At 62.0% G+C, this 26521-nt stretch carries 21 protein-coding genes and 1 pseudogene; 9 read left to right on the forward strand and 13 right to left on the reverse strand.

Annotation, left to right across the window (positions count from 1 at the left end; genetic code table 11):
• Nucleotides 1-22: 22 nt before the first annotated feature.
• Genes ACQR1H_RS18935 through ACQR1H_RS18955 form a run of 5 tightly spaced genes read right to left on the reverse strand, consistent with a single transcriptional unit; the run spans nt 23 to nt 4243 of the window.
• Nucleotides 23-1531: an SAVED domain-containing protein gene (locus tag ACQR1H_RS18935; RefSeq protein ID WP_434908013.1), complete on the reverse strand. Its 1509-nt coding sequence runs from the start codon at nt 1529-1531 to the stop codon at nt 23-25.
• Between the two features lie 3 nt (nt 1532-1534).
• Nucleotides 1535-2413 carry a CBASS oligonucleotide cyclase gene (locus ACQR1H_RS18940; RefSeq protein WP_434908014.1) on the reverse strand — a complete coding sequence of 293 codons (879 nt, stop codon included), beginning with the start codon at nt 2411-2413 and terminating at the stop codon, nt 1535-1537.
• Nucleotides 2410-2910 (reverse strand): hypothetical protein, encoded by a 501-nt coding sequence (locus ACQR1H_RS18945; RefSeq protein WP_434908015.1) that lies wholly within the window; start codon nt 2908-2910, stop codon nt 2410-2412. Before ACQR1H_RS18945 ends, ACQR1H_RS18940 begins: the two co-directional genes overlap by 4 nt.
• A complete protein-coding gene (locus tag ACQR1H_RS18950; RefSeq protein ID WP_434908016.1) occupies nt 2907-3371 on the reverse strand; it encodes a hypothetical protein in 465 nt (154 codons plus the stop codon). Before ACQR1H_RS18950 ends, ACQR1H_RS18945 begins: the two co-directional genes overlap by 4 nt.
• A complete protein-coding gene (locus ACQR1H_RS18955) occupies nt 3368-4243 on the reverse strand; it encodes an AAA family ATPase (protein ID WP_434908017.1) in 876 nt (291 codons plus the stop codon). The genes ACQR1H_RS18950 and ACQR1H_RS18955 overlap by 4 nt, the downstream gene beginning before the upstream one ends.
• Nucleotides 4244-4403: 160 nt before the next feature.
• Between ACQR1H_RS18955 and ACQR1H_RS18960 the strand changes: the two genes are divergently transcribed.
• Nucleotides 4404-4727 carry a helix-turn-helix domain-containing protein gene (locus ACQR1H_RS18960; RefSeq protein WP_434908018.1) on the forward strand — a complete coding sequence of 108 codons (324 nt, stop codon included), beginning with the start codon at nt 4404-4406 and terminating at the stop codon, nt 4725-4727.
• A gap of 59 nt (nt 4728-4786) precedes the next feature.
• Nucleotides 4787-5632, forward strand: coding sequence for an ImmA/IrrE family metallo-endopeptidase (locus tag ACQR1H_RS18965; RefSeq protein ID WP_434908019.1), 846 nt, complete (start codon nt 4787-4789; stop codon nt 5630-5632).
• Between the two features lie 726 nt (nt 5633-6358).
• On the opposite strand, the gene ACQR1H_RS18970 is transcribed toward ACQR1H_RS18965, so the two are convergent.
• The 6 genes from ACQR1H_RS18970 to ACQR1H_RS18995 all read right to left on the reverse strand — a co-directional run bounded on the left by ACQR1H_RS18970 (nt 6359) and on the right by ACQR1H_RS18995 (nt 16656).
• Nucleotides 6359-9757, reverse strand: a complete 3399-nt coding sequence (locus ACQR1H_RS18970) for a TM0106 family RecB-like putative nuclease (RefSeq protein ID WP_434908020.1) — start codon at nt 9755-9757, stop codon at nt 6359-6361.
• 36 nt (nt 9758-9793) lie between these two features.
• Nucleotides 9794-12031, reverse strand: a complete 2238-nt coding sequence (locus ACQR1H_RS18975) for a DEAD/DEAH box helicase (RefSeq protein ID WP_434908021.1) — start codon at nt 12029-12031, stop codon at nt 9794-9796.
• Entirely contained in the window at nt 12000-13331 is a 1332-nt protein-coding gene (locus tag ACQR1H_RS18980) for an ATP-binding protein (protein ID WP_434908022.1), read from the reverse strand. Before ACQR1H_RS18980 ends, ACQR1H_RS18975 begins: the two co-directional genes overlap by 32 nt.
• Nucleotides 13328-15640 carry a TerB N-terminal domain-containing protein gene (locus tag ACQR1H_RS18985; protein ID WP_434908135.1) on the reverse strand — a complete coding sequence of 771 codons (2313 nt, stop codon included), beginning with the start codon at nt 15638-15640 and terminating at the stop codon, nt 13328-13330. Before ACQR1H_RS18985 ends, ACQR1H_RS18980 begins: the two co-directional genes overlap by 4 nt.
• A gap of 472 nt (nt 15641-16112) precedes the next feature.
• Nucleotides 16113-16328 (reverse strand): conjugal transfer protein TraD, encoded by a 216-nt coding sequence (locus ACQR1H_RS18990; protein WP_434908023.1) that lies wholly within the window; start codon nt 16326-16328, stop codon nt 16113-16115.
• A 1-nt stretch (nt 16329) separates the two neighbouring features.
• Nucleotides 16330-16656, reverse strand: coding sequence for a conjugal transfer protein TraD (locus ACQR1H_RS18995; RefSeq protein WP_434908024.1), 327 nt, complete (start codon nt 16654-16656; stop codon nt 16330-16332).
• A gap of 170 nt (nt 16657-16826) precedes the next feature.
• On the opposite strand from ACQR1H_RS18995, the gene traA reads away from it, so the two are divergent.
• Complete coding sequence (gene traA / locus ACQR1H_RS19000) at nt 16827-19838, forward strand: Ti-type conjugative transfer relaxase TraA (protein ID WP_434908025.1); 3012 nt, start codon at nt 16827-16829, stop codon at nt 19836-19838.
• A gap of 126 nt (nt 19839-19964) precedes the next feature.
• A complete protein-coding gene (locus tag ACQR1H_RS19005) occupies nt 19965-20168 on the forward strand; it encodes a helix-turn-helix transcriptional regulator (protein WP_434908136.1) in 204 nt (67 codons plus the stop codon).
• Nucleotides 20169-20620: 452 nt separating this feature from the next.
• Here the strand turns inward: ACQR1H_RS19005 and ACQR1H_RS19010 are convergent, their stop codons facing one another.
• On the reverse strand, nt 20621-20893 hold the full coding sequence (locus ACQR1H_RS19010) for a DNA -binding domain-containing protein (protein ID WP_434908026.1): 273 nt from the start codon (nt 20891-20893) through the stop codon (nt 20621-20623).
• Nucleotides 20894-21026: 133 nt separating this feature from the next.
• Between ACQR1H_RS19010 and ACQR1H_RS19015 the strand changes: the two genes are divergently transcribed.
• On the forward strand, nt 21027-21602 hold the full coding sequence (locus ACQR1H_RS19015) for a hypothetical protein (protein ID WP_434908027.1): 576 nt from the start codon (nt 21027-21029) through the stop codon (nt 21600-21602).
• A gap of 58 nt (nt 21603-21660) precedes the next feature.
• On the opposite strand, the gene ACQR1H_RS19020 is transcribed toward ACQR1H_RS19015, so the two are convergent.
• Nucleotides 21661-22146, reverse strand: a complete 486-nt coding sequence (locus ACQR1H_RS19020; RefSeq protein ID WP_434908028.1) for a hypothetical protein — start codon at nt 22144-22146, stop codon at nt 21661-21663.
• Between the two features lie 108 nt (nt 22147-22254).
• Here ACQR1H_RS19020 and ACQR1H_RS19025 point away from each other — a divergent pair, with 108 nt between their 5' ends.
• The 4 genes and pseudogenes from ACQR1H_RS19025 to ACQR1H_RS19040 all read left to right on the forward strand — a co-directional run bounded on the left by ACQR1H_RS19025 (nt 22255) and on the right by ACQR1H_RS19040 (nt 25450).
• Nucleotides 22255-22668, forward strand: a complete 414-nt coding sequence (locus ACQR1H_RS19025; RefSeq protein WP_434908029.1) for a hypothetical protein — start codon at nt 22255-22257, stop codon at nt 22666-22668.
• Nucleotides 22669-23124: 456 nt separating this feature from the next.
• Complete coding sequence (locus ACQR1H_RS19030; protein ID WP_434908030.1) at nt 23125-23517, forward strand: hypothetical protein; 393 nt, start codon at nt 23125-23127, stop codon at nt 23515-23517.
• A gap of 105 nt (nt 23518-23622) precedes the next feature.
• On the forward strand, nt 23623-24771 hold the full coding sequence (locus ACQR1H_RS19035; protein ID WP_434908031.1) for a hypothetical protein: 1149 nt from the start codon (nt 23623-23625) through the stop codon (nt 24769-24771).
• 18 nt (nt 24772-24789) lie between these two features.
• Nucleotides 24790-25450: pseudogene (locus ACQR1H_RS19040) on the forward strand (SOS response-associated peptidase).
• Nucleotides 25451-26521: the final 1071 nt, after the last annotated feature.

The raw sequence follows: 26521 nt of genomic DNA on the forward strand, positions 1-26521 counted from the left end.
GAGGCGACGGCCGCTAAGCGCGCTACGGCAGCTCAAGGCCCACGCTGTAGTCGCCATCGCGCAAACCATCGAAATCCCACTCATAGATCGAAACGGGTCCGATGGCAGCTTCGCTCTGGCCCAGAAAGAATGCGAAGGCGTTCGGCCCCGCGATGAAGAGATGGACACGGCGCGGTCCGCCCTTGGCCGAAGCGCGTATCGCGCCCAACAAGGACAGCGCCAACGCCGCCGCGTGGCTACCCGATCGCACGCTTTGGTAGGATGGGCCGCCAACGGGGCTTGCCGTCATCAGCGTGCCGACGGCGGCGAGCTTCTGGACGTACTGGCTGACCGCGGGCGCCACGTCGTGCGTCAACGAGACAGCGACCGCGAGGTCCGTCCCGTCGGCGTGGACAGCCTCCTCGACGGTGGTGAGTGTCGGCCAGGCAGGATCGAGCGGCTTGTCCGCCGCCGACCAGATGTGACGCCCGCCGGCTCGCTGCTCGATCTCGATGGCCTTTCCGGACTTGACGTTGAGGATCGCGCCCACGCCGAATGCCAGAGACACATGCGTGTCGAGGATCAGACGGAGCTGGTCCTTGTCGCGCGCGGACTGGATCAGAAACTGCCGCAGTTCGGGGTACACCGTGGCCTTCCAATCGGCCGGGTTCCGGATGTAGCGCCCATCGAAATGCGGGACGAGATTCACCGATTCGTCGCTGCGCGCCTCGATGTCGTCGATGGGATGCATGAAGGAGCGCACGCCGAGCGTCTTGGGCCTCGGCGATGACGGCGCGAGAAGGTTTTCGTCCGCAACGAGGTCGCGAAACGAGGCGGGGTCGAACGTGTTGCGGCCCTGCGCATGGAGCTTCCTGATCAGATCGTCGTACAGGAAGCCGGCCTCGGACAGCGGCACTTGACGCATGCCGACCGCCGCGAAGCGGTCATTCAGCCGTTCGCGCAGGTCGGCGCCGGACTCCAGACGCTGCGAGATGGCCAAGGTCCGCGCCACGAGCCGCAGCGCGTCGTGATCGATGCCGAGATGCCCCGACCATGCGTCGCGCACCTTGCCCATCATGCTTCTGGGCGTGGTGCCGTCGAACAGCCGATCCAGATCGAGAGCATGAGTGTGCATGCGGATCAGGCGGGACAGCGCGTCGTCCGCCTGCGGCCGCCAGTTCGTCACCAGCCGCAACCGCGCGCCCACGCCGTTCGGCGCGTGCTGAAGCTGCGCCGCAAGAGCCCGCTGGAGAAGCGACACGGATTGGGCGTTCGAGAATGCGGGATCGATGAGGTCGAGGTGGCCGAACTGCCCGGGCGTCGCGTGCCACTTGCATTGGAGGTGGTCGCGGAGGATTTCGTCCCCATAGTGGTCTTGCGGGCCCTCGCCGGCCACGTACTCCACTGTCACGTCGTCGAACGCGCGCGGTCCACTCTCGAAACTCACGCGCGCGATGCCTTTTTCCGGCACAAGCAATTGCGCCGCAAAGAACCAAAACATCCGCGCCTGGAAATCGTCGCCTTGACTTCTGACCGCTACAGCTTGCGTCATGTTCTAGCTCTTCGGAAAGTAGCGACCCATGATCGAGGCCCACACCGCCAGAGCTTCGCCCTGCTTGCCCTGCTGCGCCAGGCGGACCGCCCGGGACGCTTCGGTCTCGGCACGCCGCAGCGCCGCCTCCGCCTTCTTGATCAGATCCGGCGTCATCTGGTCCGAAACCGGCGGCCCCAGGCCGGCGGGGTCCTTCCACTCCTGCCGGATGCCTTCCAGCGCGGCGGCGAAGAACCTGCGGACCTCGCCGGGATAGGTCGTAAACGGGTCGTCGACGAGGTCCTGCGCCATCACCTCGATCAGAAACGACGGCTTGATGGGCTTGTCCGCCGAGCGATTCCAGCGCTTCAGCATCTTGACGAGCGGCACCCACTTTCCGTTCAGGTTCTTGTTCTTCGTCGTGGACTTCTCGGCGTGGATCTCGGGATCGGTCTTGATCCACTTTCCGAGATCACGGTCCGGGATCTCGTAGCAATCGGAGAGTTCGATGGCGGGCACGGCGTCGATCGACAGGACCTTGCCTTCCTTCTCGGACGTATTCCTCTCGAACTCGACCGTGGCGCAGCGGCGCCCCGGCTGCACGGCGTCCTTGCCGAACTCGCCGCGCAGGCGATCGACGAACGCGTCGAGCACCTCGCTCGGCGCCTTCGAGCGCCAATGCTGCTCCTTCGAGCCAAGCGTGAAGAAGATGTCGACATCCTTCAGCGGCTTCGTCTTGGTGTGCCGGTCGTAGGACCCGGTGAGGAAGTCGCGGTCGATGTGGAATCCGCCGCGGATGCAGTCGCGCACTTTGTTGTGCTTGCGGATCGTGTCGGTGCGCTCGGTCTCGCTGAGTTCGAGGCGCTGACGGAAGGTCTCGAATGCTTCGTCCACGGTGATCATTTGTAATACGCCATCGATGCCATGATGTCGGGGGTGGAGACGATCGTGCCGGCCTCGCGCCTGACCAGGCTGCCGAGCGCCTTGAACGAGGTCCAGGACAGGTTGCCGGGCAGCGCCGCGCCGGCACGCGGGACCAGCAGAACTCGGTAGATGCAGCCGGCCGGCGGCGTGCTGGTCTTGGCGAACGAGCCTTCGAGGAACTCGCGGTCGACCCACATCTCGTCGACGCCGTTGCCGTCGTAGCGGATCGGAAAATCCCAGCGACCCGCGGCGGCGTCGCTGCCCGGCTTGTAGAATTCGATGACGATCTTTTCGAGGTCGCCCCGCTCCAGCAGATCTCGCGCGCCGGCGTCGACCCAATCGGTCCAGGCGTCGAGTAGCGCCACGGGGCTCAGATCGTAGTACGAGATCAGATACTTCAGCACGTTGCGCATCTTGTCGGACACGTATTTGGCCGTGTGCGTGCGCGAATAGGTCGAGGTTAAGGTGGCGCTCATGACTTGCCCAGCACTCCCCAATCGATTGCGAGACCGTCGGCGGCGGCCTTCGTCGCCTCCTCGTCCGCGGGCGGCGACGCCACGTCGTGGACGCTGATGCGCGGCGCCCGGCTCTTGAGCGCGTCGTTCATCCATGTCACGTCGCCGGCTTCGGTCGGCGCCGTGATCTTCCAGCCGCTGCCGCCGGTAGGATTCCAGGTCAGCTTGTCGATGGTGGTCCCGAGCTCGATGGCGTCCTCGTTGTAGCGGCAATAGATCACCAGCCGATCGCCGTTGCCCTTGACGACGATCGGCACCGTCGCCGGGTGCTCGTCCGCGATGAGCGACTCCATGATGCTCGCCGCGGCCTTCAGCGTCGCCGCGTCGGGCGTGTCGGCACCCGAGATCAGCGCGACGATCGCCGACCACGTCTCGCCTGCGGAGCGCACCGGAACCGAGGCGATCTCGCGTTTGACCTTCATCCGAACTTCTCCTGCGCCTTCTCGATCTCGAGCGCCTGCTTCAGCGCCTTCAGCACCTGGTCGGCCTGCAGCTTGTTGAGGTCGCGCGCGGTCTCGACGCTGGAGGCGGCGGCCGAGATCAGCGCCTTGCGCAGGCGGCGTCCGTCGAGTCCGTCGGATGCCTTCACGAACGCGGGGATCTGACCGTTCAGCCCCGAAAGCTTGGGCCACTGCGAGGCGAGCGTGGCCAGCGTATCGCCGATGATCTCCTGCCGCGCATGCGCGTTCGGCAGACCGATGTCCTCGACCAGATCGGCACGGGACAGCAGCGCGCGATCCACGGCCTTCGGGAAGTTGGTGGTTGCGATCAGCAACGTGTTGCGGTGCTTGCGCGAGAGCAGGTCAATGCCGGCCAACGCCGCGTCGGTCGCGCGATGCGCGTCGACGGGATTGGTTTCGAGGCTCATGCGCTGCCGGTCCGCCGCCAGCGTCTCGACCTCGTCGAGAAGCACGATGGTCGGTCCGTGCGCGGCATGTTCCGGGATCAATTGGTCGAAGATCTTCGAGACCTCCTTCTGGCTCTTGCCGTGCGATGCGCTCCCGAGCGCATGCGGATCGAGCTGGAGGAACTTGACCTTCTTCGGCTTGAGAGCCTCGGCGACCTGATTGGCGAGGCCGCGCGCGAGCGTCGTCTTGCCGGTGCCGGGCGGCCCGGCGAGCACGATCAGACCGTGGACCGGTACGCGCTCGAACGGGAAGTGCTGGCGGAGCTGGAAGGCGAGAAGCGCCTGCGCGACGAGGCGGGTCCGAACGGCGTCGTCCAATTTGATGGCCGCCCAGGCGGCGGCGTAGTCCGCATGCGGCAGTTGGGCTTCATCGCTAATGGCGTCCATTTTGCCCCCTCGGCGGCTTACGACCGAAGTCGTTTGGTCGTCCGATTAGGACGATAATATCCATACAGATAAATCGGACGATTGATTCTGTCAAGGTCGGCGCTATAGACTCGTCCAATTGAATCGGACGGCCCGATCTCGGGCTTTTGAAGGGCTTAGGATGTCGCTGGCGACGAAGTTGAAGGAGCTGCGGGTCCGCAAGAAGCAGTCGCTGCAGGATGTCGCGGACGCGATCGGCGCCTCGAAGACGCATGTCTGGGATCTGGAGACCGGGCGGAGCCGCAACCCGTCGGTCGACCTCCTGACGAAATTGGCCACTCATTTTCAGGTCCGCATCGCCGATCTGGTCGGCGAGAACCCGAACGCGGCCGACGAGGACGAGAAGCACGTCGCCCTGTTTCGCGAACTCAAGCAGCTTTCCGATCCCGACCTCGAGACCATCCGGATCCTGATGCAGCGGCTCAAGGACGCCGATCGAAAGTAGCGCATATGCAGATCTCGCGTATCGACCTGGCCGACAAGGGCTCGCCCGAGGGGCTCGTGATGGCCATCCTCAAGGCCGAGCCGAGTCTGCCCATTCCGGTTCCGATCGAAGAGCTCTGCAGGCGACTCGACATCCTCGAAATCGAGGCGCTAACGACACAGGGCTTCGAAGGCGGCCTGCTGACCGACCGCGAGCGCAGCCGCGGAATCGTCCTCGTCAGGAACGGCGTGTCGCCGCAGCGTCGCCGGTTCACCATCGGTCACGAGCTCGGACACTTCTTGATGCCCTCGCACGTGCCCGACGAGGAAGGCCGCTTCCTGTGCTCGCAGCGCGACATGGCGATGCTCAGCCCCAAGGAAGGCGACCGTCGCGCGAAAATGGAAGTCGAGGCAAATCGGTTTTCGTCGCTGGTGCTGATGCCGCCGCCGAGACTGAGGGCTGAGATCGGCAATCGCGCGCCGAGCATCGAGCACATGCTCGCCCTCGCGACGAAGTTCGACGTGAGCAAGGACGCGATGGCGCGCGCCTACGCTGAATACCATTCAGCGACGATCGCCTTCGTTGTCGTCCGCGACGGCAAGGTGGGCGCGGTCTACCGCAACAAAACCAGATTTCCCTTCGTCACCGCGGTGCGCGGCAAGCCGGTTCCGGAGCGGTCCCTGTTCTACCGGAAAGGACTGAGGGTCGGCGTGCCCAGCGACATCGACTCACGCCTGCCCGACAACTGGATCGACGTCGAACGCGGGCGGCGGGCCCCGACGATGAGCGAACAGGTCTACCTGCAGTCCAACGGCTTCGCGTTGATCATGCTGTGGTACGAGCCCGCGGACGATCCCGATTTCGATGAGGATGGCGAACGGACGGCCAAGGAGCGGCTGCAGAATCGTCTAGCGCGCTTCTCCTGAATAGAAGTGTACAGAGACGCACATGATCTGAAGCCAATCGTAGCGCTATTGATCGTCTGTGCCGATTTCGAGCTGCCCGACATCGGAATCTGCGTTCCTGACTTCGCGACCCCGAACATCGATATTGCCGCCTCATCTGTCAGGGCATTGGGCGTCTGTGGATCTATACCGTTCGGTCGCCACCGCTCGCCTAAGATAAGCGCGCCCGTTTGCTCGGTTGTTGTAGTCTCCACAGAGCGCTTCGAAAACCGCCTCGGTCTCGATGTCGTTCCATGCCCACTCCGTGGAGATCCAGTGCTCGTCGTAAAAGCCGTCGAACCGGTACGCGTCCTGGTCATGATGGAAAGCGATGAGCCCTGGTGTATTTAGACCCAGCGCCCCAGGCCTGCATTGGACTAAATCCTTGGCTCCCATGTCACTTTGCGGTTGCCTGTTATCGGCCGGGAAATTGTGAGCGGAGGCCGCGAAGCGGAATTGCGGATTTGACTGGCCGTCGGAGCATAGTTGTTTCGGCATGACGAAGCTCCGAATTTGATCTGTGCCCCATGGAAGGTAGATCTGAACCGATGATCCAGTCCCGCGAACACGCCAGCAAAGAAGGTCTGATTGGTTTGCGGAAGGCTTAAAGCTGGATCGGTGCACCGCTCGCTGCATCGTCAGGGCGGTCGACCCTGACTTCTCGTCCGTTGAATTTAGTTCACTGGATTCCCGTGTCTCGGAAGGACCTCAAGCCAAGCGCGTCGATAACTCGAGATATCGACAGAACGCGTTCGCCAGCTGCATCTGTCTCGGCGTCCGACACTCCGCTTCGAAGAGCCGCGGCGACGCGATGATCGCGCAGATGCATTTCGCTCGCGAGGTCGCGACGTTCAATCGGTTTGCGCTGTACAGAAACTCCATGCCTCGGGGCGCATCCGCATGACCCGACGTTGTCATCGAGTAGATCACGATCGGAGCCTCGCGACCCTGGAATTTGTCGACTGTCCCTATTCGCGCGCCGGGAATGCGCTCCTGCAGTTCGAACACCTGCGCATTGTATGGAGCTATGATCAGGATGTCGTCCAAACCGACTGGCGCCTCCACCCCTTCGCGGTTCGTCCAGGTCGTCCCGCATTGCAGTATCTCTCCGACCAAGTCACGAACGCAGTCGGCTTCTTCCCGCGACGAGCTCTGGTTGCCTTCGTGCTCGACAGGCAGATATCTAAGACCCGATCCTTGGAGGCGTCCGCAGGATCGGATCGACTGGTTGTCCAGTCCGGGGCGCGGATAAAGACGACTCTCGTAGAACATCTCTGAATTGAACGAGCATATCGACGGATGCAGGCGCCACGTCTCCGGCAGGAATAGTCCGCGGTCGGGGGGGACCGTCGCATGAACACCGAGAATATGATCGAGGGAAGATACATCGACGGCGTCGGGATGACTGCCTTGGATCGGCTGCTCGAGCTGCCGGGGATCTCCGAGGAGAACAATACTCTTAGCGGCCTGGGACACGGCTAGCACGTTCGCTAGCGACATCTGCGCGGCCTCGTCGATGAAGAGAACGTCGACGCTTCTTGCCGCATCGGTCCTTGCCCAGAACCAGGCCGTCGCGCCCCCGACGTTGCAGTCCGAATGCAGGGCGTCGAGAAAGTCCGCGTTGTCGGACGTAAACCGAAGAGGCGGCCGGTCATCCTCCATTTCTGATACCTTCTGGATACATCCGAACTCGATACCTTCTTTACGGGCCGCCACGAGGACCTCGTCCAGAAGGTTGCTGATCACTTTGTGGCTGTTCGCGGTTATGCCTACGGACCTTCCGTTCTTCGCCAACGCGCAGATCATGCGAGCGCCCGTGTATGTCTTGCCGGCTCCCGGTGGTCCCTGCACCGGCAGGACGCTTTGGTCGAGATTGAGCGCGGCTCGAATGGCCGCGGTGAGCGTCTCCTCGCCCTCGACCTGAAACGCTTGTCCGCGCAGCCGAGGCGCGACACGCCTGAGTAGATCCCGCGCCGCCTTGTGATCGCCGTCGCCCTCGATCCCGTGGTCCGCCACATACTCGCCGAGCCGCATCAGGGAATCGGCGAGCACCTGAGTGTCAACGTAGCTATGGGCGAAGATGGCCTCGGGATGATACGTCGCCGTATCTCCGCGCTTCTTGATGTCGATCGTTCGTTCGTCGAGTGAAATCCCCACCACGCGCCCGAACTTGTCGCCTCCGATGCTCCTGAGTTCATCACCTTCCCGGATGTCCGTGTCCTGAAGTAGGAACGAGTACCGGTGGATGGGTGCCTTGGCGGTGCCGCCCACCTGGTTCAGGAAGGTTATCTCCGACAGGCCATCGCGCTCGTGAAGCAGGTCCTCGGCGGACAGGTCGCGGAGCCGGAAGTATTCCCACCAGACGGCTTTCTTCTCCCGGCCGTGCCAGTCGAGCATGAAGGCGAGAAGCCAGCGGGCTTGCTGTTCGGGGCTGCGTTGCAGGACGTCGTCCGGCACACCGAGGGTGAGCCGTGCCACGAGTGCGGCGACCTTCTTGTGCCACTCGTCGAGCTCGACGCTGATCTCGGCGGTCGGCCTCGCCGGCCGCTCGACTGTCGCGCCGCCGGCGACCACGGCCGTTCGAACCGTCTCTAGCCAGCTCCGCAAAGCTTTGGTCGAGACGCAGTCGTCGCGATTGTATCCTTTGATCGCGATCTTATCGGCTTCAGGAACGCCCGATGGGTCGGCGAGTTCCAGCCGCGCCTGCGTCCGCGCCATCACGACTGCGACGTCTGACAACGGCACGCTCCGGACAAAGCCATAGAGCGGCTCGAGCTTCTTTATCGAATAGCTTTCCACGCTCGCCCTGATGGCATGGCGTACGACCGAGAAGAGATCGACGAAGATCTCCCCTCGTAGAAGATTGTCGACTTCGTTTTCGCGGGTCGCGTAGCGTCCCATCAGACGCTTCATCGCCGCCGGTTCGTATGGGGCGAAGTGAAAGATATGCAGGCTCGGGTATTCCTTCAGACGCAGCGTCACGAAGTCGACGAAACGTTCGAACGCGGTCCGCTCCTCCTGCCTGTTGGATGCCCAGTCTCCGACGTATCGCTCCGCCCCGTCCGCATCGATGAAGACGTATCCGAACAGAAATTCGAGACCCCCGTCGCCCACGAACGGATCTCCTTCGAAGTCGAAGAAGATGTCGCCGGGCGAAGGCTCAGGAAGACGCGCCAACCCGAACCCCGGCACCGGAGCGAGCGTTTCGTACAGGATCTTACCGGCTCTGATCCCTTCGATCTGGATTCTCGCCTGTTCGCGTATCTTCTCGAAGCTCTTGGCGGCACCGCGATCAGGTCTCCAGGGAAGCGGCAGAGGGACCGCCGCGAGCTCCGTGGTGGTGTTGACCCCTCGCCTTTCCAATTCGCCGATTTGGGATTTGCTGATGCCTGCGACCAGCGACATGTGGTCGTCGGCCCTTCTTCTGTCGTCGCACTGGCGGCGCCAGCGGCAGATTTCACAATGCTCGATCGGTTCGGGATAGGCGGCGACGGCGTCCCGGCCGGAGACGGCGCGCTCGAGGTTGGCCCTCACATGGCGGTAATAGGCGGCGTAGTCGGCGACGCGATGCTCTTCGGGCGAGAAATCGTTTCCCGGCGTGACGACGAAAGCCGACTCAGGCTCGCAACCCTGCATCTTGGAAAGAAGATCGGAGTACAGCGATATCTGCAGGACCGTGTTGCCCTTCGTTTCCCGGGACAGCTTCGTGTCAGTCACCTGGTACGACCATTGACCCAGTCGGCTGGGCTTCTCCACGCGAAGAAGGACGTCGGCCCGCCCGCTCCATACGCCGTCTTGCAGTGCCGCCTGCACTATAATGGGGTCGCCCCTGCCGAGGGCTTCGCGAGTGGCGGCAACCGAGGTCGCGTCCACGCCCACGCCGTCGATCAGGGTAGCGACCGTACCGGTCGAGGTCAGGTGATGGACGTAGTCGCGCTCGTGCAACGCACCGCGCTCCGCCAACGTCTCAAGCACTGGGTCCCAGATCTTCGGCTTGGCAAGCTCGCCGTTCGCCACCTTAACGTCGAGCGCGGTCAGATAGCGGCAATTCAGATGCCCGACCAGATCACCGGCGCTGAGAAAAAGCTTCCCATCCGCTTTGTGCATACTGCCTCCTCACCGATCGCGATCGCCTTGAATTGGCTACGCGCCGGCGGCCATCGCCGATATCTCGGCTATCCGGCCGCGGTTCTGCTTGGCCCACAGCAAGCGCGCCAATCCTTCAGGCACCTGCTCTCTGAACTTTCCGGTCTTGACGTTAGAGACGAAGTCCGAAACGTCCGCCGGATCGATCTCACGCATCTGCGCGAGCTTTTCCAAGATGGGCCGGAGTTCCTCCTGCGTGATCTTGGAAACCGACACGCCCAGTTCGTGCACGCCGGATTTGAGGCCGGCCATAGCTAGAGCCGCGCTGAACACTGCCGTCGCCTGAGAACCCCGCCAGAGAAAGAGGTGCGTGTCCCGGTCTTCGGGCACCAGCGAGCGGTGCTGCAAATCCAAGTTCTTGAACATCTCGCGCCCTTCGGACAGAAGCTTCCGAGCCTTCTCGTCCAGATAGGGCGGCACATCGTTCGCAAGATAGACCGATCGCATTTCCGCCACCAGCCTGTCGTGTGCGGGTTCGCCGGAAGCTGGTTCGAAGCGCGGGACGACGCCGCCCGGATGCGGCGCGACGACCAGCGTCATCGTCTGCTCGTCAAGGTCCTGCACGACCCATCGTCTCCCGGCGAAGACGACCAGGCCGTCCTTATGGACGGGATGGGTGATCGGCAGCGTTCCGAGAGTCCGCCCGCCGACCGTCAGCCGCCACTCTTCGCCGGACTCGAAAACCGCGAAGAAGCTGCGCGACTGCGCCGCTTTTTCACCCTCCTGTCCGAGCATGAGCGTACCGTCCGCGGCCTGCTCGACGAAGCGCACGTCGCGTGATCCAAGATGGCGCAGCAGGTTCACGAAGTCGTTGGTCGAGATAGACGCGAAAGGACCAGGTCCACACAGAAGGTCGTACAGCGGCTTGGGTCTGATGCCCCCGCGCTCGACGATGACGGAAAGTACCTGGTGGATCAGCGTCGAAGCGATCTCTGGAGATGTCCCGGCTTCCTCGACGAACCCCTGGAGAAGAAGCCTGACGACCGCGACGGACCTGATGGTGTTCGATCGGAGGCGGTCCAGTATCCCCGACTTCCGATCGATGTTTGGTTCTCTCAGGTAGATGCGCAGGACCGACGGCGTACCGCGGCGTCTGCCGGTCCGACCGAGTCTTTGCCTAAGCGACGCGAGCGAGCGCGGCGCTCCTATCTGAGCGACTGACTTCACCGAGCCGATGTCGACGCCTAACTCGAGTGTCGACGTGCAGACTGCTGTCGTGGGCCGCTTCCCATCCTTGAGGCGATCCTCCAACTCCTCCCGCAATGTCTTCGAAAGGCTGCCGTGGTGAGGATAAAATTCGTTTGGCACGTTCAGCTTTTCGGAGCGTCGGCGCAGCCGGTCAGCCGTCGATTCCACAGTCCGCCGCGATCCTCCAAAGATGAGATTGTTTTCACCTCGCAGCGTCTCGAACAGATGATCCGAGATCCAATCGAGCGCGATTCGATGCGGCAGGCCGTCCTCGCTCTCCGTCCCTCCCTCGGCGTGATCGGGATCGTCGAGATCGGGCGGCTCGACGTATCCCCTGACCTGGAGCCTCAGTTCCGGCGCATCGGACTTCGCCAGAAGTTCAGCCACACGATCCGGATCTGTGGGCCGCAGCCAGGCGCGCGCTTGCCCCAGATCACCGATCGTCGCAGAGAGACCCACCCTCCGCGCCGGGCGGGCCGCCATTGCGTCGATGCGGCGGAGCAGGCTCGCGACATGCAGTCCTCTCGGTCCCTGGAGGAAGGAGTGGAGTTCGTCGACGACGATAAACTCCGCAGCCGACAACAGGCGCTTGGCGTCAGCAGGACGGCGGACGAACATTGCCTCGATGGACTCCGGCGTGATGAGCGCGATGCCGTCCGGCTTACTCATCGCTTTCTTCTTGTCGGCCTGCGGCGCATCACCGTGCCACTTGACGACGGGGATCTCCATGCTTTCGCAGAGCTCTTCCAGACGCCTGAACTGATCGTTGATGAGTGCCTTAAGCGGGCTTACGTACAGAACCGAGAAGCCGGACGCCCTCCTGTCAGCTATCGAAGTCAAGATCGGCAAAAACGCCGCCTCGGTTTTTCCGGCGGCGGTTGTCGCCGCAATCAGGATGTCGCTGTCGCCGTCGAGCACCTCGACGATCGTACGGGCCTGGATTTCGCGCAGTTCGTCCCAGCCCTGGTCGCGGATCCAGCGGCGGATCTTCGGGTGGAGCCGGTAATAAGCGGCTTCAAGTCCCGATGCGGAAACTGGTGAGCTCATCCTCGTCTCCCGGTTGCGGTCCGCCCTCGGGCACTATCTCCTCCTGGCCGTGCAAATCGGCGGCGATCTGAACTTGCCCCAGCAGATCCTGCCACTTGGCGCCGGGATTCTGCTCCAGAACCGAAAGCAACTGGACGAACGCCTTCACCGTCGTCCGGGGCGTCCGGAAATACGCTTCACCAATCCGGCGATCGCAATGGTTCATGAACGCCTTCAGAGCCTCGTCCGGCACCAGATTGTTGGAGGGATCGCCTCCTGCGAAGACGTTCCTGATGTTCGACAGCAGGACGAGGAGGTCCTCTGGCGTCAGGCTCTGGAGGTTGATGACCGGTCCCGAAAGGTCCACGAGACCTCCCGTCGCGAACTGGTTCTCGGCGAGACGCGACTGCAGCGCTTCGTAGCTGAATAGCCCTCGCCGGGTGTCCATCAGGAACGGTGGCGTTCCGCACATCATGAATCCGATGTTGGACGTATTCCCCTGGAGGGCGTCGTTGACGATGCGCAGAATCTGCTCGAAATTCAGCTTCCGCGCCTGGGCACTTTGCAGCTTGTAGATGTTCACCATCTCGTCGAACACGACGAAGAGCCCGGCATAGCCGGCCACCTTGGTCAGACATGCGAGCGATTTCAAAGAGTCGTACACGCTGTCGTCGTCGATGATCGTACGGACGCCGAGCGACTTGTTCGCCTCTGTCTTCGTCGAGAACTCCCCGCGCAGCCAGCGCAAGGCAGCGGTCTTGAGTTCGTCGTTCGACGTTTCGCTGCCGCGCCAATAGGCCTTTAGGACGGTCGCGAAATCATAGCCGCCGACGAATTCCCGTATCGGCGCCAGCCTCTCGTCGATGATCTTCTCGACGGCGATCTGCCGCTCGCTCGCCTCCTTCACGGCGTCCGTCACCAACCGCTCCACGACGGCCGCCAACGCGCCGCCTTCCGGCTTGGTCCGCGTAGCCATGTTCCGGACCGCTTCGGAGTACAGTGCTCTTGCCTGGCCCCCTCCGGCATGGATGCGGCGGTCGGGCGCTAGATCGGCATGGACGGTGACGCACTTCCGCTCCAGCGCGATCAATCGGATCAGGTTCGCGAAGAAGGTCTTTCCGGCGCCGTAGTCGCCGATCACGAACCTGACGGCGGCCCCACCGTCAGCAACACGGTCGACGTCGCGAAGGAGAGCACCGATCTCCGCGGCTCTGCCGACCTGGATGTGCGGAAGGCCCACTCGCGGAACCACACCTGCGCTGAGCGCCTGAATGATCGTATCCCGTTCCTTCGGCTTGATTGCCTTCGGCGCCTTGCTCATGTCGTCGTCTCTCTCAATTCGGCCAACCGCGGCCGAAGCTGGGGCGCCATGACGATCTCATCACCCTCCTCCAGCAACGGCTCGTCAAAGTGGTCGAACGACCAGTCATTGATGCGTTCAAGAGCGCCTTCGGGAAGAAGCTTCATCGCGCGTGCGCGCTCTTCGAATTCGGCTTTGGGAATGGAACCCTTGAGTTCGATCTGCTCGAGCAGTTCGGTGTGCTGGCGGTCCAGGCCTTCGAAGGACGCACCATTCGCGCCGGAAGCTATAGGCGTCTCGACCTCGGAAGGCACCGGTTCTTCCTCGAAGATGTTCGCCAGCAGTTCGGAAACGGCCGCCGTTTCCCGTTGCGTCCGGGCGAGACGCACAGCATCGATCTTCACGCCAGCAGCATCATCATCGGGCAGAGCGGGAGCTTCTTTGGGAATCGGAATGCCAGCCTCGCGCCTTTCGTCCGAGACCGCCACAGGTTCGTCGCTTCTTGGCGCCGCCCGGTGCAGTTCGGAATAGACCCGCTCCTTAGGCAATCCCAAAGACTTGTGCAGCCGTTCGAGAAACTTGACGTCGTCCGCATCGACGTTGCCGCTGCCACCCACGACGGCAAGCGCGGCGTCGGCGATCGCCTCGCGTTCGGCATCGCTCCGTTCCGCCAGCCGCTTCATTACCCTCGACAGCTTCGGCGGACTGTTGAAGGTCGTAACGGCGAAGGCGATAAGGCGGGCACGCTCGATCGCGCCGAGGTCGTTTCCGTCTCTGATCCCGGCGATCACACGGGACATCTCGTCTCCGGATGTTTGGCCATCCGCCGCCGCGGCGAGTACGGCGACTTCGACTTGAGCCTTCATCGAGCGGTAGGCCAGACGCTCGAAATCGACGTGACCGCCGCCTGGAGCGCTGAATAGGAAAACCTGATCGTCCAATTGCGGAACAGCGCTACCGAACCTGCGATCCGGCTCGATGGCGATGTCGACGAGATCAAGCACCTGACTCAATTGGTCGGCGAGACCCGGCGCCACTTTGTCCCGCACCTCGAAATTCGCCGCCTGTAGAACCGTCCGCATCTTGCTGCTCGCGCGGCCGTGGCCGCCCATGATCTCCGACAGACGCGCCCTGAATTGGTGCAATGCCTCGAACCCGATCTCCGACAAGAGATCGGCAGGAAGCATGAGCGCGGCCTGCACCGAATTTCTCGCGTCCGGCCGCTTTCCCAGCAAACGGCTGAAGCTATCGAGCTCGTCGGTACAATCCTGCAGCAGCTGCCTCAAGGGCTCCGGTGATATCGTCGTCTTTACGATGTCCGGATAGGCCCTGTGTGGTCCCTCCACCTGGACGCTGAAAGCGCCGCTTGCCGCTTGATATCGGACGTCGATGCTGCCCGTCGTCTCGACAACGAACCCTTCGGGGAACTTCGCCCGAAACCGGAGGTGCCACAAGGCGACGAACTCGTCGAAGCAACGGACGGCGGCCGTGCGCAGGTAGACGTCCTGCAGCGCCAAGATCCAGACAAGGGCGTCCTCCGACAACAGAACCCGCGACTGCGACAGGCGGCGTCCCAAATGGATACGCACGCCGAGGTCCATCTCAGACGAATGCGTCCGTTCAGGCGACAATGCGGGGATGGGAAGCGGAATGCCGGCCGCGCATCTCGCTGCATCGAGGAAACGTTTCGCATAACCTTGGAAGGAGTCGCTGTCCGTTCGCACCGCCACAAGTCTTTCGACTTCGGCGATGAGTTCCGGAGCGCTGGCAAGATCCCGCTCAACGAACAGCCGGTGCTCCAATCCGTAGAAGAACAGAAAGACATGCCCGATGCCGTACGAGGTCGACCGACGCCCTGTGGACATCCAATCGAGAAACGCGCGCCTCGCAGCAGGAGACACGTCGGCGTAGGACGGCCAGTAAGGCATCGAATTCCCAGCAACGTCCGGCCTGGGCGATTTCGCGCTAAGCTGCGGGTTTACAGCGTAGCCGTCTATTTCACGGTCTTCGAAGGAGAGAGCGCGTCCGAGATAGAAGAGCCCAGAGGATATGTCCGCGCCTTGAACCGTGACCATTTCCCCCGATCGAACCCACCTGGCCAAGCTCGGTCGCTCGCGAGAGATACCTGCGTTGGATTGTCCTGACCTGGCCTTCTGCAGGGAGCCAATCCTCGCCATGCTTTCGACCGGGACCGGAGACTCCTTGCGCTTTCCGAACCTGACAAGAAAGAAAACGAGCGCGAGAAGGACGCAAATCGTCCCAATCGCAGCCAGATGTTCCATGACAAACTGGTAGACCGCCGTCAGGACCGCGAAAAGCGCGGCCAGCACGATCAGCAAGCCAGTTCCAGCGTTTGATCCTCTCCTACGCCGCCCCATACCCCGTCAGTCCGATGTCCGGTCGACTTATTAAAGGCATAGCGTGTGACGGGCGACCAATGCAATCGACCATTCTTCGATAAGACCCGCCAGCAGCTGCTCGCGATATCGGGCTTCGTAATGTTGAAACTGACGTAATCCTTTGATTAGGCGTACGTTTTCAATCGCATCGAAATTGATCGCCGGTCAGCTGACTGTCCGGAGAAGTGACATCCGCGAGCCTCATCAGGAGCACGCGTCTGACAGGCGGTAATCAGGGACGTCGAGAAGCTGTGCTGCAGGCTGTCCCGCATATTCTTGCCACCGCTCCCAACTCGAGCAACAAACCGAAGCGCCTTCGCGTTCTCCCGAACAAGTGCACCGCCTTATCGGGCCGTCCACGTCATCGCGTTTTGGTGCCGCCAAACATCACGGTGGTGCGACTTCAGTCGTTCTCTAGAGCGTACTTCCCCTTTGCGGCCCAGAGCGCTCGTGCCCGTTCGCCCTGGTCGCTTTGGAGCTTTTCGGCCACCCACAGTAACGCGCCGAAGATGGTTGCGCGGTCGCTGGTGAGGTTGAGAAGGCCGGCTTTGACGACGAGGCCACCCAATTCAATGAGCTGCCGCGTGCGCTTGCGACGTTCGACCTGCCAGTTGCGCATGTCAAGCCGTGCCCTTGCGGACTGATGCCGGTTGCGGGCCGCTCTGTTGCGCAGGAGCGCCATCTGTGTTGCGGTCAGGTGCCGCCGAAGTGCGTCGTGCTCTGCTTTGAAAGAACGCGGCCCCGCGCTTGGCCCATGCCTCCTTCTTTCCGGCCTCTTTCGTCTCGGCCAACACAACGAGCGCGCCCACGAGTTCGTCAGCGCTGAGCGCGTCAGCTCCCGTAGCAATGACGAGCTCGCCCAGCTGTCGCACCTTGCGGGTTTTCAGCTCACGTGCCTTATCGTCGAGCGCTTTCAGGTCAGCATCAAAGTCCCTTGGTTTGCGCATGGTCGCCTCCATCGTGTCGATGGGAAAATGATAGCCGAGTGCCGATCGCAATGCTGTAAGGTCGTCAGGACGAGCTGAGACGGAGTAGTCCCTCCCGAGATTTTTTCGAGGGAGGGCGCGCTTATACGTCGTTCCGACGTGCGCTTCGCTGTGCCAGTGATCTGATCGCGATGGCGATCTATCATCTTCACGTCAAGGTCATCGGCCGGAAGGCCGGAAGCAGCGCGGTGGCTTCGGCGGCCTACCGCTCGGCCTCGCGGCTGCGCGACGAGCGGCTAGGCCGTGATCAGGATTTTTCCGGAAAGCGCGGTGTCGTCCATTCCGAGGTTATGCTGCCGGAGAGCGCGCCGGACGGATGGGGCGATCGCGAGCGGCTTTGGAATGCTGTCGAGGCGTCCGAAGTCCGTAAAGATTCTCAGCTGGCCCGCGAGGTGGAGTTTGCCCTTCCGCGCGAGCTGAGTGAAGCGCAGGGCATCGAGCTCGCCAGGGACTTTGTCCGGAGCGAGTTTGTCTGTCTCGGCATGATCGCTGACCTCAATGTGCATTGGGACAGGGCCGAGGACGGTATGCCCAAACCTCATGCCCATGTCATGCTGACCATGCGCGTACTCGACGAGAACGGATTCGGCCAAAAGGTACGAGGCTGGAATCGCACCGAAGTGGTTGAGCGCTGGCGGAAGCGCTGGGCCGAGCTTGCCAATGAGCGGCTGGCCGAGCTCGACATTGACGCGCGGATCGACAATCGCAGTCTGGAAGCCCAGGGCATCGCGCTGGAGCCACAGAGCCAGATCGGTGCGCCAGCCAAGCGGATCGAGGTGCAGGGCATCGGGGGCGAAGGCGGTAAGGCCGACCGCGCCGAGATGCACCGCGAGATCGCACGGAACAATGGCGCGCGGATCATCGCCGATCCCTCGCTTGGACTGGACGCCATCACCCAGCAGCAATCGACCTTCACACGCCGCGACCTCGCCAAGTTCGCGCACCGGCACAGTGACGGGCTCGACCAGTTCAACGAGGTGATGGGCTTGATGGGGGGAGCGCCCGATCTGGTCGAACTCGGCAAAGACACCCGCGGCGAAGATCGGTTCACTACCCGCGGAATGATCGAGGTCGAACAGCGGCTGCACCGGGCTGCTGAACGGATGGCGGAACAGCAGCGCCATGCGGTTCGCGACGTGGACCGGCGAGCCGCTTTGGCGCGCGCGGAAGCGCGAGGCCTGGTGCTTTCGGGCGAGCAGGCAGAGGCACTAGCACATGTCACGCACGGGCGCGATCTCGGCATCGTCATCGGCCATGCCGGGACAGGAAAGAGCGCGATGTTGGGGGTGGCGCGGGAGGCCTGGGAAGCGGCAGGCTTCGAGGTCCGGGGCGTAGCCCTGTCCGGCATTGCCTCCGAAAATCTCGAAAGCGGATCGGGCATTGTGTCGCGCACGATTGCCAGCCTCGAGCATGGCTGGGAACAGGGTCGTGATCTGCTCAAAGCGAGCGATGTGCTTGTCATCGACGAGGCCGGCATGGTGGGCACGCGCCAGCTCGAGCGCGTATTGTCCCATGCGGCCGACGCCCGCGCAAAAGTGGTGCTAGTCGGTGATCCGCAACAGTTGCAAGCGATCGAGGCGGGCGCGGCATTCCGGTCGATCCATGAGCGTCACGGCGGAACGGAAATTGGTGAAGTGCGGCGTCAGCGCCAGGACTGGCAGCGCGACGCTACGCGCGATCTTGCGACCGGCAAAGTAGGCCACGCGCTCGGAGCTTACCGCTCCCACGGGATGGTGCATGAGGTCGAGACCCGCGAGCAGGCACGCGGCGATCTGATCGAGCGCTGGGATCGCGGTAGGCAGACATCGCCTGATAGCGGCCGGATCATTCTCACCCACACCAATGACGAGGTCCGCATCCTGAACGAGGCAGCACGCCGGAGGATGCGGGCCGCCGGCGATCTGGGTGAAGAGGTGCGTGTCACAGTCGAGCGCGGCGCGAGAGACTTCGCCAGCGGGGATCGCGTCATGTTCCTGCAGAACGAGCGCGGGCTTGGCGTCAAGAACGGCACGCTCGGGACGATCGAACGGATCAGCGCGCAATCCATGTCCGTGCAGACCGACGATGGCCGGTCCGTGCGCTTCGAGTTCAAGGATTACAACCGGATCGACCACGGCTATGCGGCGACCATCCACAAGGCGCAGGGCATGACGGTCGACCGCGTCCATGTGCTGGCGACGCCGGGCATGGACGCGCACAGCAGCTACGTCGCGCTGTCGCGGCATCGCGACGGTGTCGACGTGCATTATGGCCGTGACGATTTTGCCAATGCGGATCGGCTGACTCGCACGCTTTTGCGCGATCGCGCCAAGGACATGGCCTCGGATTACGACCGTGCCGATCCGGTCCAAAGCTACGCCGAGCTGCGTGGGATCACGTTCCGCGGGCGCGTGGCCGAGATCGTGCGCAAGATCGTGCCGGAGAAGCTGCGCGGGATGTTCGACGGCCTGCGCTCACCTGAGGATACTGTCGGACCGGATGACGGACGGCGGCCAGCGCAGGAAACGCCGGAACGGGAAAAGGGCGGTACGCGTGCCGAGCAGCGCGACATAGAAGCGCCGGAAAGGAAGGCGGCGGAAGCCCCCGAAGCGGACGCACGCCGCGCGCGGACCCAGGCGCTCGTGCGCCACGCCCGCGCTGTGGATGCCATCTTCACGGTGCAGGAGATGGGTGACGCGGCCAACCCTGCGCAGATGAAAGAGCTGCAGGCGGCACGCAAGGCCTTCGAGGAAGTGCGGCCCTTTGGCTCGCACGACGCCGAAGCCGCCTACAAGAAGAACCCGGAGCTGGCTCGTGAGGCGGCCGGTGGCCAGGTCAGCCGGGCTGTGCGCGCGCTCCAGCTCGAAAGCGAATTGCGCATCGATCCGAGCCGCCGCGCCGATCGCTTCATCGAGCGCTGGCAGAAGCTCGAACAGACCAGTCGGAGCCTGTATCAAGCGGGCGACATGACCGGGTACAAGGCCACGCGCACAGCCATGGGCGATATGGTCAAAAGCCTCGAACGCGATCCACAGCTGGAATCGCTGCTCGCGAGCCGCAAGCAGGATCTTGGCATCGCCTTCGAATCGGGCCGCCGGCTCGGTCAGGAATTGGCGTTCACCCATGGCATCGACCTCGGCCGTGGCCGAGGCCTCGGAATCTGATTCATCCCGTATGCCGCCATTCCTACGCCACACCCGGCGACCTGCGAGATCCTCTTGTCTATCCGCAAATGTTTGCTGTCTGGTCTCAGAAGTTTTCAGAAACAGCTGGCAAGAGGCATCGCCACCGTGCGCGAACCAGACCGTATCATCCGGCTGAAAACTGTCCTCGCCAGAACCGGCCTGTCCCGGTCCACCATCTACCGCAAGATCGCCGAGGGCACGTTCCCGGCCCAGCTCAAAATCAGCACCCACGGCTCGGGCTGGCATGAATCCGATATCAACCGCTGGATTGCAGATCCAGCTGGATGGCGCCCGGACAGAGAACGATGAAGATACAGCGACAAGTGGAAGCGCGCCGTTTTTATGGAACGAAAGAGCTGCCGGCACCGTCAACGATGGACGCGTTTTCGCTAACCGGAGAGACGGTCGACGTGTCGATCTAACGTATCGCGCAGACATGGTCCAAGCAGATTGACCATGTGACTTTTAATCATGGGGTCCCGGGTTCGAGTCCCGGCGGGCCCACCAAATTCCCCGCATTATCATAGACTTACCGCATCGCAGAAAAGGCCACACGTGATCAACCCGGTCCGTGTGGCCAATTTGTGCCCAAAACGCTTACGGATGCCAATCGCTGCCCTGCATGGCTCGCGGGCGTTCGATTGCTCAGACCGAGAATTGCTACAGACCATGCTATGATTGGTTCTCTCAACGTGTCGCTGGAGTTAGCGCCCCGCCTGCTCCGATGATCCAAAGCCGTCGCAGCAATCAGGCAACCCCGATCAACTTGGCGACCGCAAGAACCCCTTATAGCCCTCCTCTGACAGCCACCGCGCCCGCTCAAAGTGGCTGTGATATGCGCGCCGCGTCCGATCTGGCTCCGCGTCCGAGTCACGATGCAGCACGATCCGCGCCACCTCGCGCCAGTCGGCCCCCTCCTCGGCTGCATCGAGAAGCCGGAGGTACGTGACGAGATGCTCCTCGTCATACTCAGTCAGGACTTCATCGGCGGGTGCCAGGTCGGCGACATCTGGATCAAGCGGCGGCTTTTGCATCGGCGCTCCGGGAGGACTGACGATCTCGACGGCGAAGTTTCCGCCCATCGACGCCTTTACCAAGGCGAGCCGGAATCTCGCAGGGCTTATCACGTGAGCTTGACGGGCTTACCTCTTGGGGTTGAATGGACCCATGAAAGCGGGGGCTGTCATTGTTCTGCTGGGGCTCACGGCCCTGGTATCTTATTCGGTTGGGCGGCAAGGTGCGCCCGGCAATGGCACTCCTGCGCCCACTCCTGCCCCCGCCGCGCAAGTCGCCGTGAGCAAGCGGGTGGAGTTTGTTGCCGTCCCGACCGAGACCGCCAGCCCGTCGATTGCCAAACCGGAGACGACTGCCCGTCCGATCAGTCAGACGCCCACAAGTCTTACCCCGGCAGCCAAGCAGGAAGGCGATCGCCAGCCAGCGCCGACACCGACCAAGCTCGCGCTGCCAGAGAAGCCCGCCCAGCCCGATACTAAGCGCAAGGTGGAGACCGCGCTCACTGCCGCCGCCATCGTCGCGATCCTTATCAAGGCCAGCCGCGAGCAGTACTACGCCACGGGTCACCCCTGCGCCTGTCCGGATGATCTGATGAGAAACGGCAGGGCTTGCGGGGCACGCAGCGCTCATTCAAGGCCCGGAGGCGCGTCGCCTCTGTGCTATCCGGGCGACGTCAAGCCGGAGATGATTGAGGACTATAGACGTCAAGCGGCGCAGGCCAGCCGATAAAATCGGGTCGAGAACATCAGCGGGCATGGGCTCCCACTTCAGCGCCCCCCACCCGGCATCAACCCTGAGGCTTCATTCCAAGGCGCTCGCCGCACATGCTGCCGTAGGCTCCGACCACGCCGAGCAAGCCGTCACCTGCGTTCGGGTCCTCGGTGTTGAGCTGCTCAATGATGCCGGTCGGCGATGTGACCACGCTGACCTTGCAAGCGTATGTCTTCGCGCTTCTGTCGCTCGTCAATGTTGTCTCGGTCGCCAGCTGCCAGACGTGGGACGATTGACCGCTGTTCATCCGGAAGCTGCTTGTCGGCGGCCCCCACTTCATAACCAGAGTATCGACATTCTTCCCGACGTATTCCTGACCGAGGCGCGCACGGACCTCCGGCGCAGACGCTGCACATGCACCCAATGCGGTGCAGATGGCCACCACCCCAAGCAATCTCATTGGCTCCCCCTCTGATACCAATGAAACGGAATCGTTTGGCTCTGGCAACACCCAAGGTAGCGCCGCGAACCGTTTTCCCGACCGATCGCTGGCATTCGGCATCGCGCCGATTGGCTAGAGGTCACAACGTCCCGCAGGTTGCGCCGCGCCTGTGCACAGCCCCAAGACCTAGCGGCTTTTCCAAAGCGGCGATCGGCGGGATCATGGGTCATGAGCACCAAATCGCGCGAACGCCTCTACGGGACGGCCATTCGCATCGCAACGGAGCAAGCCGCGCGCGCCCGCAAGCAAGCCGATCGCCTCGCCTGCATTGCCTGGAACAAGGTCATGCTTGGAGCTGGCGGTCCGGCGCAGCCGTCGCCGACGCTCGGCGATGCCTTGAACGCGGGATTCGGCTATCTGGAGGTCCGATGCTTCGGCTGCGACACCAACCAGACGGTGGCCCTCGACATCGTCCGCCGACCGAAGCTCACGCCCATACACGAGCTGGAGCGGTACATGCGCTGCAAGGACTGCTCGCAGCTCCGAAATTATCCATTCAAGCGGAGTGCGTTGGTCGCGTTGCGCGAGACCAAAATGTCGGCCAGCGATCCGCCATTGACCCTGAGGCCCAGCACCACATAGTCGCGGCAAAGAGGTCTCTCGAATCACGCCTAGCGCTACTCATCCTATTGATCTCGCCGCTCGCTTGCGATTTGATAGCGATCGTTGTTCTCCGCTCATTTGCGTCAAGAATGCTTCTGAATCACTTGTAGGGGGGACCGTGACCGTGCGTTCATTATCGCTCGCGCTATTGGTCGTATTGTCTATGTCGACTTGGGCGGCAGCAGAATGTGTTTGTCAGTGTGTAAATGGGCAAATGCAGCCGCTTTGCCAAAGCTCAATCGATCTGCCACCCATTTGCCCACCTTCGATTTGTCCTTTGGCGGGTCCTTCCATCGCTCCAATCAATCCACCGACCATCCCACCCATAGGCACGTCCGTATGCCGACAAGCCAGGGTTTGCGATACGTTCGGAAATTGCCAATGGCAACAGGTTTGCAGATAGTGACTCAACGGTTGGTGACCGGACCGGTTAAGATGACCGTGCTTGTCGGCCTCTTAGCCCTGTTTCTTTCGGCTTCGGCTGTGCAAGCTGATCAGATTGTCCTCGCCTGCATCGGAAGCATCAACTATCCCGCCAATCCTCCGACGAAAATCGACGGCGATAGCGCGGTGGTAGACTTTGATTCTCAGACATTTAAGCCGCCTATCTTCCCAGCGTACAAGATCACCAAGATCAGCAATACCAATCTGAGTTTTGGGCTTGACACTAGCGAAACGTCGGTGTTCGGCAGCATCGACCGAATATCAGGCAATGTTTCAATGACCGTTATGAGGCCGGAAGAACGGAAGAAAATTCTATCCGGCGGCAGCGCAAAGATGCTGTCTTGGATGACCGCTAAGTGCTCTCCAGCAAAGCGGATGTTTTGACGGCCATGCCCCCGTCACGCGATGTATGTAGCTACTTTACCAGCGACCAAGCCGTAGTCCCCGCGCTGTCTGGGATCGTCCGCCGCCGAAGGCAGCCGGCTATCCATGCTCGTGGTATGGCCGACGACATGCGCTGCACTGCTACTTCGCAGCTATCCGTACAAGCGCAGCGCGCTGGTCGCGCTGCGGGAAACCGCGATTTCGACGACGCATCCGGCCTCGATATGGTGGCCGGGGGACGATGATTCCATGCTCGAACAACTAGGTATCCTAGCAAAGTCTGCCTTGGCCTGGGTTCGATTAAGCTGGAATCGGCTGAGATGGCGCTTCATCTCGCGCAGTCCGATCGCATCAGTACCATGGTCAGCAATTCGAAGGGTTGGGCAATCTAAGCTTCTTTCATTGACGATAGTTGTTCCCTTCCTCGGATCGCTGCTGCTCTTCAATCAGCACATCGTGGACCTGCTAACGTTATCGCCCGATCTTGTCCGACATTGGTTCAAGTTGCCCTTGGCGGCATCGGAGGGAGCCGCTCGCCAGCTAACAATTTCACGGCTCTACTTTACGTATTTTGGACTCACCTTTCTCGGCTTTGGATCAGCACTCTTCACCTTGTTCTGCCCTCAGCTTGTAAAGCAATACGCATCGCCACTCGAATGCGTCCAGGCTGAGACGTCGCTAGTGACAAGATCGCGCATTGTCCTGATCGTGTCGGATGTCGCCAACGCTTACCTTCAATGGGTTGACGATGATCCGCTCGCAAGATCGATAATCCAGCGGATAGGACGACCAAATGATTTCATCGATCTATGCTCAGTCGCCCTAGTAGAAGTATTTTCAGACATGCCCCCAGAGCAATTTGGAGAGGAGCCGCCCGCTGAGCCTACGGCTCAGCCCGACGAGCCTACGGCTCCTCCTAACGAGCAGATCGAGCAAGACGGCCCGTTTGGCTTAACGACTGACTATGACGATGACCCATTTTACGACCATCGTGGTCAACCTGCCCCTGACAAGATCGCGGCTACGTTGCTAAGTGGCCGACGCCTCCTTCAATGGTTCGTAACCGGATTTAATGAGGTGGCAGGAAGCGAGAAACACCGCAACGATATGCTCGCACTGCAATACATGGCAATGGATAACAGCAAGCCACTATTGCGCGTCATGGTTGCGATCTTTTATGGGCTAGGGTTTGTGATTTTGACTGTCCCCACGATTAGCACCTTTGTCCAGATAACGTGGCGCCTCATACGCTGAGTTCAACGTCGGCCTAATATGTGTAATCTCTACAGCATCACAACTAACCAAGCCGCGATCGCCGAGCTATTCCGCGTCGTCCGCCGATACGAAGGCAACCTGCCGCCCCTGCCCGGCGTGTTCCCGGACTATCCGGCACCAGTCATCCGCGGCAATGACGACGACCGCGAGATGGTGCTGATGCGCTGGGGCATGCCGCCCCCCGCCGCGCACGGGTGGCCCGCCCGTGACCAACATCCGCAATACGTCCTCACCGCATTGGCGCGGCTGGCTGAAGCCGGGCCATCGCTGCCTCGTGCCGTTCAACAGCTTCGCCGAATACGCGCCAGAGCCGAATCCACAGACGAAGAAAAAGGACGTGGTTTGGTTCGCGCTCTCGGATGACCGCCCCTTGACCTGCTTTGCTGGTATCTGGACCGAGTTCAAAGGCGATCGGGGCCCCAAGTCCAAGCCGGTACCCGGCCCCCATCTAGTCTATGGGTTCTTGACGACCGAGCCGAATGCCGTTGTCGCGCCGATCCATCCTAAGGCAATGCCGGTGATCCTGACCACGGCCGAGGAGCGCGAGGTCTGGCTGCGCGCGCCATGGGATGAGGCCAAGGCACTGCAGCGGCCGTTGCCGGATGACGTGCTGGAGATCGTCATGCGTGGGACCGAAAAAGAGGACCCGGCTCAGTGACGGTCACTTTCATCCCTGCCACTCACGTTAGGGTCGAAGTTCAACTAGCATTCTAGCACTTATACCCATTGTTGCAGCCAAGCCCAAATGGAAGACCCCCATCATATCGGGAGAGACTCCGTACAGATAAAGCAGAAGCGCGAGCGCGCCGCCGAATACGGTAGCTGCTGTGATCCGGTACTTGGTTGTGTTTGGTCCCGATGAAGTCAACGGATCAGCGGAGCGCATGTCTGCGGAGGGAGGAGCGACAGCCTCATATCTTAAGGCAAACTCGGAGGCGGGTTCTTCAAGAAAGCTCGGTTCGTTTGGATTCCACCGAGACGGTTCCGCCCCAGCGGCGCGGCGTGCAAGGGCGGCAGCTTCTCGGTCCACGTCCTCGGCCTGCTCCAGCGCTCGGCGGAGTGCAGCAGTGAGTCCCAGCGACGGGTCTCGGGATTTGGAAACGTCATCATCAGACATGCAGAAACCTCAAGCTCACAGTGGGTCGCATTCGAGTAGCATTCATCTGCTTCTTCCCGAACGACTGCCCCACAGAAGAGGAACGCCATAGTAGGCGGCCAAGGCTGTAAAAATGTCTGCGGCGCGCGTGGGATCAAGGAATTCCGGACCGATGTGGAACACCTGGGCTCCTGTCGCCAAGAACGCACCCGCTGCCACGGCTCTACCGAGCACCCGGCCGGCGGCGTCGGAATATGCAAGCCATCTCTGGGGCGGTGTCATTTCCTCCCAAAGCTCGGCGCTGGTTTTCTTTGCCTTCGGTGCTTTCGCCAAGGGTCCCCACCTCGCCCTAGCGCAATCTTAGATGGCAGGAACGATAAACGCTAGTGCGAGAGAGGGCGAACGCTTCGGGGCACGACGGGTCCGATCGCAAGTCTCTATCAGCGGTCAGGCATGGGAGCGCTGGATGCCCAGATTTCCCCCGGCCGTCCCCCTAACAGAGCGTCTCGAAATATGTTGCAGTGCGTCCATTCCGCTGCTCACAATTAACTCGCCTCGCATTGTCGCGGTCGTCGCGCCGATTGATCCAAGGCGGTGCCGGTCATTCTGACCACGGCCGAGCAGCGCTAGGTC

It is taken from the genome of Bradyrhizobium sp. HKCCYLRH2015 (genome assembly GCF_051168215.1).
Lineage (GTDB): Bacteria > Pseudomonadota > Alphaproteobacteria > Rhizobiales > Xanthobacteraceae > Bradyrhizobium.